13 protein-coding genes are annotated in these 13,235 nt (G+C 69.1%); 8 read left to right on the forward strand and 5 right to left on the reverse strand.

The window, feature by feature from the left end:
- Nucleotides 1-439: M23 family metallopeptidase (locus R6V09_RS01540; protein ID WP_317879485.1), on the forward strand; the 439-nt coding region annotated here is incomplete at its 5' end.
- Between the two features lie 23 nt (nt 440-462).
- On the opposite strand, the gene R6V09_RS01545 is transcribed toward R6V09_RS01540, so the two are convergent.
- The 3 genes from R6V09_RS01545 to R6V09_RS01555 all read right to left on the reverse strand — a co-directional run bounded on the left by R6V09_RS01545 (nt 463) and on the right by R6V09_RS01555 (nt 3,389).
- A complete protein-coding gene (locus tag R6V09_RS01545) occupies nt 463-1,182 on the reverse strand; it encodes a leucine-rich repeat domain-containing protein (protein WP_317879486.1) in 720 nt (239 codons plus the stop codon).
- A gap of 62 nt (nt 1,183-1,244) precedes the next feature.
- The gene (locus R6V09_RS01550; RefSeq protein ID WP_317879487.1) at nt 1,245-2,552 is read right to left on the reverse strand and encodes an MFS transporter; all 1,308 of its coding nucleotides are present in this window, start codon (nt 2,550-2,552) and stop codon (nt 1,245-1,247) included.
- Between the two features lie 135 nt (nt 2,553-2,687).
- Nucleotides 2,688-3,389 carry an NAD(P)-dependent oxidoreductase gene (locus R6V09_RS01555; RefSeq protein ID WP_317879488.1) on the reverse strand — a complete coding sequence of 234 codons (702 nt, stop codon included), beginning with the start codon at nt 3,387-3,389 and terminating at the stop codon, nt 2,688-2,690.
- A 114-nt stretch (nt 3,390-3,503) separates the two neighbouring features.
- Between R6V09_RS01555 and R6V09_RS01560 the strand changes: the two genes are divergently transcribed.
- The 5 genes from R6V09_RS01560 to R6V09_RS01580 all read left to right on the forward strand — a co-directional run bounded on the left by R6V09_RS01560 (nt 3,504) and on the right by R6V09_RS01580 (nt 7,780).
- Complete coding sequence (locus R6V09_RS01560) at nt 3,504-4,223, forward strand: TetR/AcrR family transcriptional regulator (protein WP_317879489.1); 720 nt, start codon at nt 3,504-3,506, stop codon at nt 4,221-4,223.
- A 66-nt stretch (nt 4,224-4,289) separates the two neighbouring features.
- Entirely contained in the window at nt 4,290-4,496 is a 207-nt protein-coding gene (locus R6V09_RS01565) for a hypothetical protein (RefSeq protein WP_317879490.1), read from the forward strand.
- Between the two features lie 209 nt (nt 4,497-4,705).
- Entirely contained in the window at nt 4,706-5,029 is a 324-nt protein-coding gene (locus tag R6V09_RS01570) for a hypothetical protein (protein WP_317879491.1), read from the forward strand.
- 1 nt (nt 5,030) lies between these two features.
- A complete protein-coding gene (locus tag R6V09_RS01575) occupies nt 5,031-6,059 on the forward strand; it encodes a caspase family protein (RefSeq protein WP_317879492.1) in 1,029 nt (342 codons plus the stop codon).
- Entirely contained in the window at nt 6,056-7,780 is a 1,725-nt protein-coding gene (locus tag R6V09_RS01580) for a hypothetical protein (protein ID WP_317879493.1), read from the forward strand. Before R6V09_RS01575 ends, R6V09_RS01580 begins: the two co-directional genes overlap by 4 nt.
- Nucleotides 7,781-7,835: 55 nt before the next feature.
- On the opposite strand, the gene R6V09_RS01585 is transcribed toward R6V09_RS01580, so the two are convergent.
- Nucleotides 7,836-9,518, reverse strand: a complete 1,683-nt coding sequence (locus R6V09_RS01585) for an APC family permease (RefSeq protein ID WP_317879494.1) — start codon at nt 9,516-9,518, stop codon at nt 7,836-7,838.
- Nucleotides 9,519-9,709: 191 nt separating this feature from the next.
- A complete protein-coding gene (locus tag R6V09_RS01590; RefSeq protein WP_317879495.1) occupies nt 9,710-10,330 on the reverse strand; it encodes a TetR/AcrR family transcriptional regulator in 621 nt (206 codons plus the stop codon).
- Nucleotides 10,331-10,386: 56 nt separating this feature from the next.
- On the opposite strand from R6V09_RS01590, the gene R6V09_RS01595 reads away from it, so the two are divergent.
- Nucleotides 10,387-11,286, forward strand: a complete 900-nt coding sequence (locus R6V09_RS01595; protein WP_317879496.1) for an alpha/beta fold hydrolase — start codon at nt 10,387-10,389, stop codon at nt 11,284-11,286.
- Nucleotides 11,287-11,987: 701 nt separating this feature from the next.
- Nucleotides 11,988-13,214 carry an ice-binding family protein gene (locus R6V09_RS01600; RefSeq protein WP_317879497.1) on the forward strand — a complete coding sequence of 409 codons (1,227 nt, stop codon included), beginning with the start codon at nt 11,988-11,990 and terminating at the stop codon, nt 13,212-13,214.
- Nucleotides 13,215-13,235: the final 21 nt, after the last annotated feature.

The following is a 13,235-nucleotide window of genomic DNA, read 5'->3' on the forward strand; positions in this document are numbered from 1 at the left end:
GCCCGAGCAGCGCGGTGCCCTCGATCTGGTCGCCCTCGGCGCCCTCGGCACCCGCACCCGGCGGGGCCACGACCTCGCCGCCTACGCCGCGTACGGCCGCCCGGTCCGCTCCCCCTGCGACGGCCGCGTGATCTCCGCCGCCGACACCGTCCGGGACCAGGAGCCCGGTGGGGTCAGTTACCAGCCGCCGTACGGCAATCACGTCTTCCTCGACACCGGCCGCGAGATCGTCAAACTCGCGCATCTGCGCCCCGGTTCGGTGACCGTGACACAGGGCGACACCGTCCGCGTGGGCCAGCTCCTCGGCGAGATCGGGAACACGGGCAACACCACCGAACCCCACCTGCACCTCCACGCCGAACGCGACGGCCTCGGCCTGGACCTGGAGTTCACCGGCGTTCCCGGCCGACTGCACCGCGGACGGACGATCCACGCGTGACGGGCCGTGCAACTGCTCCCGGTCTACGACAGGACGACGCACCCCCGCCGCTCCAACTCGGCCAGCTGCGACGGCCGGGGCTCGCAGGCGTTCCAGCGCAGGTCCAGCTTCTCCAGCGCGGGCAGGTCGACGACCCAGTCGGGCAGCTGGGTCAACTGGTTGCCGCGTACGTCGAGTTGGCGCAGCAGCGGCAAGTCGGCCAGTGCTTCCGGGAGTTCGGTGAGGGCGTTCTCCCTCAGGTCGAGGTGGCGCAGTTCACAGAGGCCGGCCATGGACGGCGGCAGAGCGGTGACCGCGTTGCCCCGGAGCCAGAGCTCGCGCAGGCCGGGGAGTTCCCCGATGCTGTCGGGCAGGGTGGTCAATCGGTTGTGCTGCGCCCGGAGTTCGACCAGGTCGGTCATGCGGCCGATGGTCTCGGGCAGGGCGGTGAGCGTGTTCTCGCCGACGTTGAGGTATCGCAGCCGCGTCAGCTTTCCCAGCGCGTCCGGGATCTCCGACAGCTTGTTGTCGTGCAGGTAGAGGCAGCCGCTGAGGCCGGCCAGGTCGCCCAGTTCGGCGGGCACCGAGGTGAGGTGGTTGTGGCCGAGGTCCAGGGTGGTCAGCCGGTGCAGTCGGCCGATCTCGGGCGGGAGGTGGGTGAGCCCGTTGTCGGCGAGGATCAGTACCCGGAGTTCGGTGTCCTGCCAGATGAACTCCGGTGCTTTGCCCAGCTGTTGACGCCACAGGTTCAGCACGTGCGACACGGCTCGGTCCCTCCTCGGGGAGTTCTCCCCGGCTCCCCGGCTATCCAGCTCTCCGCCCGGCCTCAGGCGCCGCTCCGTCCGGTCTCAGGCGGTCCTCCGTCCGGCCCTCCGTCCGGCCCCCCGTCCGTCGCCCGCGCGGACCGCGGCAGGCGCGGGGCGAGGGCCAGCATGCCAGGAACCGTCAGGAGGGCGAGCGCCGCCAGGGCAGCCCAGGGAGCCGCGCTCGACAGGGCGAACAGCGCCGAGAACAGCAGCGGTGCCACGACCGTGGCGATCGCGAACGAGTACTGGAACACGGCGATGTAGCGTCCGCGGATGTCGACGGGCGCGGCATCGGCGGACAGCGCGTTCGACACGGGAGAGTGCACGAGCTGAGCGGCCGAGTAGCACAGTACGGCCACGGTGAGACAGGGAACCCACAAGGCCCGGGGCATCCAGAGCGGGCCGGCGGTCAGGCCCGCCCATGACGCCCAGAGGACTCCGGCCAGGCACAGGGACACATGCCTGGGCAGCCGCCGTATCAGACGGACGACCGTCGTCTGAAGCGCGGCCTGGACCACCGTGTTCATCGCCAGCAGCGGGCCGACCACCCAGGTCACGGCGGGCAGCCGGCGGTCGACGAACGGCGGGAAGGCGATGCTGAGCATGACGTTGCACAGCGCGAACACCGTGTTCAGCCCCACGAGCGCCAGATAGGGACGATCGGCCCACAGCACCCGGTAACCACGGCTGCCCGCGTCCTCGTTCCCCGGCTTCTCCTTCAGCGCCACGGTCACGCTCCGCGGAACTCCCCGTTCGAGCAGCACGGCGGCCACCAGCAGCAGACAGGCACAGGCGCCGATCGCCCCTCGGTACACCAGGCCCGATTTCACGGACAGGGCGACTCCCGCGACGACGGCTCCGAGTCCGTAGCCGACCGCGCGCAGCGAGCCGATGACGCCGAACCACCGCTCGCGGGAGTGCCCACCGGGATCGCGGTCTGAGAGGTTGCTGACGAGGGTGAAGGCGGAGGACCAGAAGGCCCGTTGCCCCAGCGACGCGACGGTCGCGGCCAGGAGGATCGCACCGGTGTCGCGCACCATGAGGTACCCCAGGAATCCCGCCGCCTGCAGCAACTGCGCCACCAGCACGATCGGCTTGGGCCCGAGCCGGTCGACGAGACGCCCGATCCACAACGGCAACGGAAGGGACACCAGCCCGGCCAGGCTCAGCAGGAACCCCACCTTCACCAGCGACGCACCCGAACTGGCCGACAGATAGAGCATGGACAGCGGCACGAAGAGCCCGTTGACCACCGAGTCGATCATCATGACGAGAAAGAGCGCCGTCCCGGCGGTGTTCCGCCGAAGCCCGACCGAAGCCGACCGCACGGACAATCCCCTCCCCGCCGCTGGAACCGGCGTCCCGCGACACGCTGTACTCAGGTATCCACACGCACGGACCACAACCTCCCGCCACTCCAGTCTTTGGCAAGCCCTTACGTTTCGGGGTTCCGTCGGTGTCGGTCAGTAGCCGATGGTGAAGCGGCGTTGGACGAAGCGCGGCAGTTCGGCCTCGTCGACAAGGGCGACGGCGGAGTCCTCCATGGAGATACGGCTGCGCCCTTCCGCGTCGAGTACCGGCTGGTCGCCACCGATGCGGAACCGGCCCGTACGTTCGCCGGGTGCGATGTCCTCCGCGGGGCTGAAGTAGGTCCACAGCCGGTTGGAAGTGCGCAGGACGTTCAGGGCGTCGCGGTGACCGCGCACCGCCGCGGCGTACTCCCTCGGCAGACCGATCCCGTCGAGGGTCTCGTGCAGGACTTCGTCGGAGTCGGCCCGTACGACTCCGGGCTCGATCTCCAGGCTGCCGGCACCGCCGATGACGATGAGCCGGGTCCGCGGGTGGCTCTCCAGCGCCTTCAGGAGCACCCGCGCGGCCGTGGCGTACACCGTGGGATCGGCGATCGAGCGGGCCACGGTGTCCGCGATGTCCTTGGCGGCGTTTCCGGGCTGGAATCCGCTGATCAGTACGTCGAGGCCGGGTATGACGGCGGCGACGGCGCCGGCGTCGAGGACGTCGACGCTCTTCCAGACGACGTTCTCGCGGTCCTCGTCGATCCGCGTGGCGTCACGGCTGAAGGCCACGACGTGATGCCCCCGGTCGAGGGCCTCGGTGACGACGCGGCTGCCGATGCCGCCTGTGGCCCCGATGACTCCGATGCGCATGGCTCCCCCTGGATAGTCGGCCGTACCGCCATCTACCTTCACGGCACGCAGAGACTATACGGTGTGAAGTATTAATACGGCTCGCAGTATTGTGACGCTGTAGAGTGGGCGCCGATGGAAAGCGTGGGAAGCACCAGGGGACGCCGCGAGCGGCTGAGGGCCGAGACGACCGCCGAGATCAAGAAGGTCGCGCTGGGGCTGATGGCCTCGGGGGGACCGGACGCGATCACCCTGCGGGCCATCGCACGCGAGATGGGCATGACGGCCAACGCCATCTACGGCTACTTCGCCACCCGCGACGACCTGGTCACCACACTGATCAACAACGTCTACACCTCGCTGGCCGACACAGTTGACGCCGCGTGGGACACCGCCCCCGCCCAGGACCCGGCCGCCCGGATCCAGGCATGGGCCCACGCCTTCAGAAACTGGGCGCTGGCCAACCCCGAGGGCTTCCGCCTCATCTACGGCGACCCCGTCCCCGGCTATCGACCGCCCGAGGGCGGCGCCGCACCGGAAGCCGCCCGCCGGGTCTGCACCGGCATCACCGCACTCGCGGCCACGGCCTGGCCGAACGCCGAACTCCGTTACGCGGACAGCGACTTCACATGGTCCGACTTCGACCCCGGCCTCCTGGACAAGGTCCGCCCGGCCTTCCCCGACCTGCCCCCGGCCGCCGTGGCCCTCGCCCTGCGCGTCTGGAGCCACCTGCACGGCCTGGTGTCACTGGAGATCTACGGCCACCTGCGGACCCAGGCCCTCAGCCCCGAAAAACTCTTCCGCGAGGAACTGGCCCAGCTCACCCGCTCCTTGGGCATCACAGCGCGGAACTGACCGCTCCGGGTGCCTGAACGCTCCGCTGTCCGCCCGCAGGCGAATCGCGGACCGCAAGAAACCCCGTTGCCCGTCCAGTGCGCACGGGCGTATGTCATCCGCCGGGTCGTCGGTGAGGTTCTTCAGCACCCGGCCGACGTCGTCCTCGAAGTGAACGCGATGATCAGGCAGCCGATGACCGATGAGATCCTCCACGCCCGCAAAACCGACGCCATCACCCGGGGCGATCTCACCGAACTCGGCACCGCCCCGTCCACGCCCCCGACCGCCTGAACTCCCGTCGGAGCCGCGGACATCGCGTAAGCCGACGACCCGCCCGCACAAGCTCCCCGGAAACCGAAGCGGCGCCCAGCTCGTCATCACCTAGGAGCGGCCCGCCGAAACCGTGCCCGCGGCACAACGGCTGATCAGCGGGGCTTGCTCAAGTGAGTAATCTGGAATGGGCGTTGATCGGCATCCTGACCTGACGCGGGGGCGTTCGCATGGCTACGAAGATCGTGGTGTCCGTCAAAGGGCTGATCGGGCTGGACGATCCGGCCCGTATGCGCGGCGAGCTGGAGGCGGAGACCGGCCTGTCCTGGCGTCCGCAGGAGGTCGCGCTCGCGGACCAGGACGCGGTCCTCAGCGGCGGCATCGTCGAGATCATCCTGGTGGCCGTGGTCTCCAAGACCGCCGAGATGACCGTATCGGCGGCGGTGGATTCCGCGAAGCGGATCGTCGAGCGGTGGCGCGGCGAGCGGCTGGACGGGCTGGACACGTCCGTCGACACGGAACCCGGACCCGACTCGGCAGACCAGGACGGCTGACATGGCATCCAGGGCGGTGGTGATCGGACCGGCGGCGTACGCCGACGACTCGGGGATCCAAAGTCACGCTTCGATCGCCCAGAGCGCGCGCATGTACGGCGAGGTCCTGGCCGGCGACGCGATGTGGGGTGCCGACAACTGCCGGGTCCTCGGGGCCGACGAGGTCCAGACCGCGGACGGCGTCATGCGGGCTTTGAAGAAGGCCGCGGACGAGACGGAGCCCGAGGACATCTTCCTGGTGGTCTACGTCGGCCACGGCCAGTACTGGAGCGATCTGCCCGGCGCCCAGGTGCATTTCTCCGTGAGCTCCTCGCGCGAGAACAATCCCTGGACCTGGCTGTCCAGTTGGTACGTCTACCGCGTGATGCGCCAGGCCCGGGCGAAGCTCAAGGTCCTCATCGCCGACTGCTGCTACTCCAACCTGCTGCCGCAGCTGGGCGAGGAGCCGGTCCTGCCCGGAGTACTGGGCGACCTGGACGAGGGCACCTGCGTGTTCACGGCCGTCAAGAACTCGGCCAACGCCTCCGCCGAAGGCTGTTCGGCCCTGCCCGGGGATCTCGCCGGATGCACGCCGTTCAGCGGGCATCTGCTGCGCATACTGCAGGAAGGCACCAAGGACCACGAGGACCAGCTGACCATCGGGCTGCTGCGCGAGGCCGTCAAGCGGGAGATGGAGAGCTGCGCCGGCGCCCGGCACCAGGTGCCGCGGATGTCACTGAACGACGCCCGCGACGGCACCCGGCTGTTCACCAACCAGATGGCGGCCAACCGCCGCGACAGCGCCCCGTACCTCCCGGTCGCCCCGGAGGACTGGGCCAGGACCCTGATGCTGGACCGCGACTCCGGTCTCGACGACCTGCTCAAGGACGAGCGCAAGACCGGTGACGTCGTCGCCATCCTCAGCTCCCGGACGGACGACGCCAGCAGGCACCTCGCCCGGCGCATCGACGCCGAGGCCAACAACAGGTTCAGCGAACCCCACGCCTTCGCCCGCTACTGGAACCAGGTGGAGAAGGCACTGCGCGTATGACAGAAGGCTGGACGGTCGCGAGCTCCGAAACGACCGGCGCTCCCGAGAGCGAGAACAGTGAGGACGGCGAGGCATGGAGCTTCGGCTACGAATGGGTGACCACCTGCACCGTCGAGGCGTTCGTGAAGCGCATGCAGGCCATGCGGGAGGGGGAGCGGGACACCGAGGGCGGTGAGCTGCCGCGCCCGGCCACCGCGATCCGCGCCCTGCACGCCTTCGCCCTCAAGCGCCCCATCGACCAACTCATCGAGTCCGCGCGGTACTTCGACTACCGCGACGCCGTCAACGTCCTGGCCACGGCGGCACTGTGCCGGAACATCAGGCAGGCGGCGGACCTCGCGATCAGGCAGTGGGACGCCGAGCGGGCGCGCGGGGACGACGACCGTCCCCGGCTGACCGACGGCGTCGTCCACGACATCGCGTGCCAGCGGACGGTCACGGACGTCGCCGTGTTCGTCCGGGTGTGCCGTCGCGCCGGCAAGCGCGACCTGGTGGAGCGGACGATGACCGTGTTCACCGAACGGGGCTCGGGCCGCACCAACCTCGACAAGGCGCTGCTCTACATCGCGCTGCGCGACGAGGAGTGCGCCGAGGAGGCGGCCGAGTTCCTCCGCCAGGCCCTCGTCGCGATCGCCGGCGAAGGTCTGCCGCGGACGTCGGAGAGCGTGCCGAAGGAGTTCCACGACCTCGCCGGGGCACTGCACCACCTCAGCCCCGCCGAGCGGATCCTGGAGGAGTGGGTCGACGCACAGCTGCAGCTCGACGACCGTGTGCACGAGACCAGGCGGATCATCGCCCAGCTGATCGCCACCCGCACGGACAGCCACGACACCCTGGTGGAACACGTCGGCAAGTGGCGGACCCGGCACGACATCGCGGAGATCTGCGGCCAGTTGATCAAACCGCCGTACTCCGAGAAGTGCGCGAAGATCCGCAAGCACGCCGCCGCGCGCGACACGATGGAGGACCTCGCCGAGATCGTCCGGATCTGGTACGAGTCCGATGCCCTGACCAGGACGACCAGGGACCTGCTCGCCGACATCGTGGCCCGGGGGACGGCGGCGCACGCCGGACCACGTTCCCCCCGCGAGCTCGACCGCCTGGACACGGCACTGAGCAACGTCAACGCCCCGCCGGAGTGCCGGCGCCTGCTGCGCATCGCCGCCGCGGTGCACACCGACGGCCGCTCCGGCGCCGAACTGGTGGCCCTGTTGAGCAAGATCGAACGACCGCGGGACCGCAACCGCGCCGCCCAGACCATCGCCCAGCGCGTCGCGGCACACGTCCTCGAACACCGCGACGAGGCCGACCTGTTCGTCGACTACGTCCAAGGGCTGCGGACGGCCGGCCGCGCCGACGCCGTCTACCTGGCCTGCAAGGAACTGGCGGACCCGGCCGACCCGGTGCGACCGCCCGCCGGCTCGGGTGCGGTCATCGCCGAGATCGCGGCCGGGCTGTACGACGCCGGGTTCGACCGCGACGGCTGGGACCTGCTCGAACGCTGCCTGGAGAACGAGCAGCGGGTCACCCCCGAGGAAGTGGCCCTGGTCGTCGAGCGGTTGCGCGGCGCTCCCAGGCTGGAGACGGACGACCGGCTCTTCCTGCTGCGGGCCACGGTGGGCCGCTGGTCCGACGCGCGCCGCCGGGAGGAGGCGGTCACGGTGCTGACCGAGAAGGGTTACGAGGAGGAGGCCCGGGAGGTCATCCGCTCACTGCGCTGACGGCCTGGGCCTAAGAAGCACATGTCTACGAAGCGTGGGACTAAGAAGCGCGGGCCTAAGAAGCGGAAGCGGTGGCGGGCGCCGGAGTCGGCAGCATCGGCGGCACACCGGTCATATGGCGCTTGGACGCCCTGACCAGCCCTTCGAAGGAGACGAGCGCCGTGGCGACGGCCAGGAAGCCGCCCAAGAGCTTCTGGTGGAAGCCGATCGGGGAATCACCGAGCAGCAGCGTCAGCGACAACAGCACCGCGAGATGGCCGAGCAGCCAGAGCGCCGCCTGGGCCGCGGGGCTCTCGCGCACGTCCCGGAACTGCGTCACATGCACCTTGGCGTCGTATATCCGCCCGAAGGCGGGCTGCCACCGGGCCAGACTCGGCAGGAACAAAAGCAGCACGCACGCCACCGCGAGGGTCACCATGCCCTCCCACAGGGACGTCCAGCCGGCGCCGTAGAGGATCAGCGCGATCAGGGCGAAACTCGCGCGCGCCAGCACCTCGTGGGCATCGCGCCGCCGATCGGAGTAGCCCTCCAGGTGCGCGCGCAGCGCGACGAGGGTGACGCCCGGGACGGCGTAGACGACCAGGGTGAGGACTCCGGTGACGGCGACGAGGGTCTTCCAGCTGCCGCCCATCGCCCACAGGACGAACGCCGCGACGAAGAAGTCGACCACCAGCACCAGCCAGTAGACGTCGTACCGCCGGTTCAGGGACGCCTTGCGGGCCGTCTGCAGCCCCCGGTGGGTGAGATGGGCCCGGCTGAAGGCCGCGACCTCGCGGGTGAGGGCGTGGGTGAAGACGAGTCCCGCGCCCATGGGCGAGATCACGGCATTCATGTTGAGCAGCACTCCCAGCCACAACAGCCCGACGGCGTTGGCGAAGTGGGCGTAGGGCGACGACGCCATGTGGGCGGTGCTCCACCCGGAGTCGTGGAACCTGGTGAAGACGATCTGGAGCGCGATGTACAGGATCATCGAGCCGACGATGGTCCCGAACACCGCCCGGCGCAGCCTCGCCGCCTCACCGGGCGACCGCTGCTTGACGTTCCCGGCGAAGTCCAACGGCCCCTGGAAACCGACGTAGGCGTAGATCACACCGCTGGTCACGACCGCGGTCATCGCCGCGGAGGCGCCCTTCCCCGCCGCGTGCTCACCTGCCCCGGGGCCGTGCCGGTCGAACCCGGCGACGATCAGCAGCACCACGGTCAGGACAGGAACGACGATCTTCAGCACCGTCAGCCAGGAGTTGATCCGGAAGAAGATCCGCGGAGCGATCAGATTGACCATCGAGATCACCACCATGAACGCCAGCGAGTACCACCAGCCCTTGGTGGTCAGTCCGTCGGAGTCGGAGGAGGCCAGCAGCCCCTCGACCTTCCAGGACAGACCCCTCGTCATCGCTACGGCCTCACTGGCCAGGTTGATCGTGTAGACCAGCCACAGCCCCGCCGCGGCCACCGTCGCCACGAGCGCACCGCTGCTCTGCAGCGGCAGGAAGATCAGCCCTCCGGTCTTGGGCGCGGCCGTCCCCAGTTCGACCATGACTCCCGCGATCAGCAACATGAGCAGCCCACCGAACAGCCAGGCGAGCCAGGCATCCGAACCGGCCTTCCCGAAAGCCTCGTTCGCCCCCAGCATCCAGCCCGAACCGATCACACCACCCGCGGCAAGACCGACGAGATGGAACACCGACAGCCGCCGCTGCTCGTCCTCGGCCTCGAACCGCGATCTCTGGAGACTCATCCGCCTATCCCCCGCGTAGCGTCGGCAGCTCCTCACGCACAGTGGCGACAGGGTACAGCGAGGGCTTTCTGTTGCGCTTGGGTTGATCGGATTGTCGGGCTGGTGCGCGCTCAAGGGCCTCGTACGTCTCGTGCGCCTCGTACGTCTCTCGTATGTCTCGCCGGTGCTCGCGAACTCCGGGCCGAGGCGGCTCAGGTCAGCTTCTTCCCCCGGTGGGACGATTTCGTCGCCAGGGTCGGCACAGCCTTCGCATTCTTGGCGGCGGCTGCCGCGACGGTTGCCAGGTCTTCGCCCGAGAAGCCGGCGCGGCTCAGCACCGCCAGAGACTTGTTCGTCGCCAGCGTGCACAACGCCAGCTCTACCGCCTCCTGCTCACCGGCCCCCGCCGCCAGCAACGCCTGCTCCAGCATCGCCCGCAGACCGTCGATCATGGCGCGGACCATCGCCCGGCCCTCCGCGTCGAGCGCCGGCAACTGCGTGGCCGACACCGTGAGCAGGCAGCCGTCCGGGACCGTCGGGTCGGCGATGCGGTTCAGGGCGACCTGCAGGTAGGCGGCCACAACGGCGCTCGGGCCCGGGTGGGGGCCGGACAGTGCCTGCTCGTACAGCGGGTGGTAGGTCTCCGCGTACCGTTGGAGGCTTTTCCGGAAGAGGGCGCTCTTGTCGCCGAAGGTGCCGTAGAGCGAGCCCCGTCCCAGGCCCGTGCCCTCGGTCAGGCGATCGATCGAGGCCTCCGAATAACCCCAGCGCCAGAAGACGTGCATCGCACGTCGTAGCGCCTCGTCCACGTCGAACTGCTTGCGGCCTGCCATGGTCGTCAGCCTACACATCTTGTAACGATCGTTCAAAGATGGGTAGGGTCGCCAACATGACAAGCCTGCGTTCGCCGCGACTGCCCGACGGATTCCTCGACGTCTTCACCAGCCGGCTCGTGGAGGTGAACGGACTGCGGCTGCACGCGGTCACCGGTGGGGACGGCCCGGCACTGCTGCTGATCGGCGGGTGGCCCCAGACCTGGTACGCCTGGCGGGAGGTGATGCCCGCACTCGCCCGCAGTCACACCGTCGTCGCCGTCGACTCGCGCGGGGCCGGGCTCTCCGACAAGCCCGACGACGGGTACGACGCCGGCACGCTCGCCGCCGATCTGGTCGCGCTGATGGCCGCGCTCGGGCACGACCGGTTCGACGTGGTCGGCCACGACATCGGCACGTGGACCGGATACGCCCTCGCCGCCGATCACCCCGAGCGGGTGGGCCGGCTCGCCATCGTCGAAGCGGTGATCCCCGGTCTCACGCCGTCCCCGCCGTTCTTCGCCCCGGCCGCGGCCAACCTGAAGCTCTGGCAGTTCGGCTTCAACCGGCTCGACGACCTCAACGAGGAACTGGTCCGCGGACGGGAACAGCTCTTCTTCGGCTGGCAGTTCGCCACCAAGGCCGCCACGCCGACCGCGATCCCCGCGTACGCCGTCGACGTCTACGTCGACGCGATCACCGCGGATCCTCGCGCGCTGCGGGCCAGCTTCGCGTACTACCGGGCGCTGGACGAGACGATCGCGCAGAACGAACAGCGCGCCAAGACCCGGCTGACACTCCCGGTGCTCGCCGTCGGCGGCGCGCTGTGGAGCGGCGAGAATGCCGCCCAGACGATGCGGCTGGCAGCCGACGACGTCACGGGGGTCGTCCTCGACGACTGCGGCCACTACCCGGCCGAGGAGCAGCCGACACGGTTCGCCGAGATCCTGGAGGACTTCCTCACGGCCAGCCGGTAGCAGGCACGCCACACCGTCCGCTCACGCATCGCGTCGATAGGCAGGGGCGCGATGTGGTGCCCTTTCCAGGCGAGATGATTGGTGTCGTTCTCGTAGCGCTTGCGTTTGTTCCACTGCCGAGAGCCGACGTCTCCTGGGCGCAAACACGCCGGAGCCCCCCTTCCGGGCGGTTGCACATGCGAGTGAACCAACCCGCAGACAATAATACTGCGGATAGCTCAGCTCGGGCATATCCCGAGCAATGCGCCGACCGCGCACTTCTCTTCGGCCTGTCAGGCACGGAATACCGCGATACGGCGACTTGCTCGTGCCGGGTGGATCACACACGGCCGGTCTGTCGCGATCAGGTCCTCGCGCATCGAATAAGTGCAGGCGGTGGCCGGATCCTCGCCGAGTTCCCCAAGATCATGAAGTGGGCCGGCCTCGACCGACACCCACCGAAATGGCTGCCTTCTGTGGGGGGCATGAGTGATCTTCTCGCGGTGGCCTTCCGTCCCGCCGACCATGCCGGGCGGTCACACCTGGCGAGAATTATGGTTTTGCAACCACCCGGCCCATTAGGCATTTCTATGTATTTCGTGGGACCACTTGCGGAAAAAATCTGTCGGCACACTCCTAGGTAATATGCCAACGCCGGAAACAGGCGATTCCGTGCGACCGGGAACCGCCAAGAACATCCGCTAAAAGGAGTTGGCCCCTCGATGACGCTGAATATCCCTGACGCTCCACTACGGCGCACCATGTCGGTATGGATCGCGGCGCTGACGGCCGTGGTGATCGCCGCTGTCGTGCTCGCGATGACGCCGACAAGCGCAAGCGCCGTTGCCACACCCGTACCTCTCGGTACGGCGACCAGCTTCGCCGTACTGGCCGGTTCACAAGTCACGAACACCGGGCCCTCGTCGATCACCGGTGATCTCGGAGTGTCGCCGGGTACGGCCATCACCGGATTCCCGCCCGGCACCGTGATCGGCGCCCAGCACTCCGCCGACGCGGTGGCGCTCCAGGCCAAGAGCGACCTGGTCACGGGGTACAACAACGCCGCCGGACAGGCACCGGACGTCACCTACCCGACCGCTCCCGACCCCGTGGAACTCGGCGGCAGGACGCTGGATCCGGGCGTCTACAAGGCACCCATCTCCGCGGGTATCACCGGCACGCTCACGCTCGACGCGCACGGCAACCCCAATGCCGTATGGGTCTTCCAGATCGGCTCGACCCTGACGACGGCGTCCGGCAGCAACGTGTCGCTCGTCAACGGCGCCTCGCCGTGCAACGTGTACTGGCAGATCGGCAGTTCGGCCACCCTCGGCACCAACTCCACGTTCGTGGGCACGATCATGGCCCAGGAGTCGATCACCGTCACGACGGGAACGACCATCGCCGGCCGGGCGCTGGCCCGTACCGGCGCCGTGACGCTGGACAACAACACGATCAACCGTGGTACGTGTGCCGCCGGCGGAACCACCGGTGGTCTGATCACGGGTGGTGTCGTGGCCGGTGCCACGTCGGGCGGCGCCACCGCGGGCACGACGGGAAGCACCACGGTCGGCGTCATCGGCGGCGTGCCGACGGGTGGCGGAACCGGCGGCCTTGTCGGCGGTGTCCTGACGTCGGGCGGAACCACCGGCGGCGCACTGGGTGGTGTCATCGCGGGCGCTACCACTAGCGGTACGACGGGCGGTACGAGCGGCACCACGGGCGGTACGAACGGTGGTGCGACAGGCGGCTCGACCGGTGGAAACGGCCATCACGATCACGATCACGGCCACAAGCCCGGCGGTCATGACCACGGCGGGAAGCCCAACGGCCACGACCACGGCGGGAAGCCCGAAGAGCACGGCGGCTACGGCCAGGATCACGGCAAGCCCGACAAGCCCGAGGGCTATGGCAGCGATCACGAAGGTCACCACAAGAAGTCTGCCTAGCTCCAGCTCCACTTGGGCGAG

The organism is Streptomyces sp. W16 (assembly GCF_033194735.1).
Classification (GTDB): Bacteria; Actinomycetota; Actinomycetes; order Streptomycetales; family Streptomycetaceae; genus Streptomyces.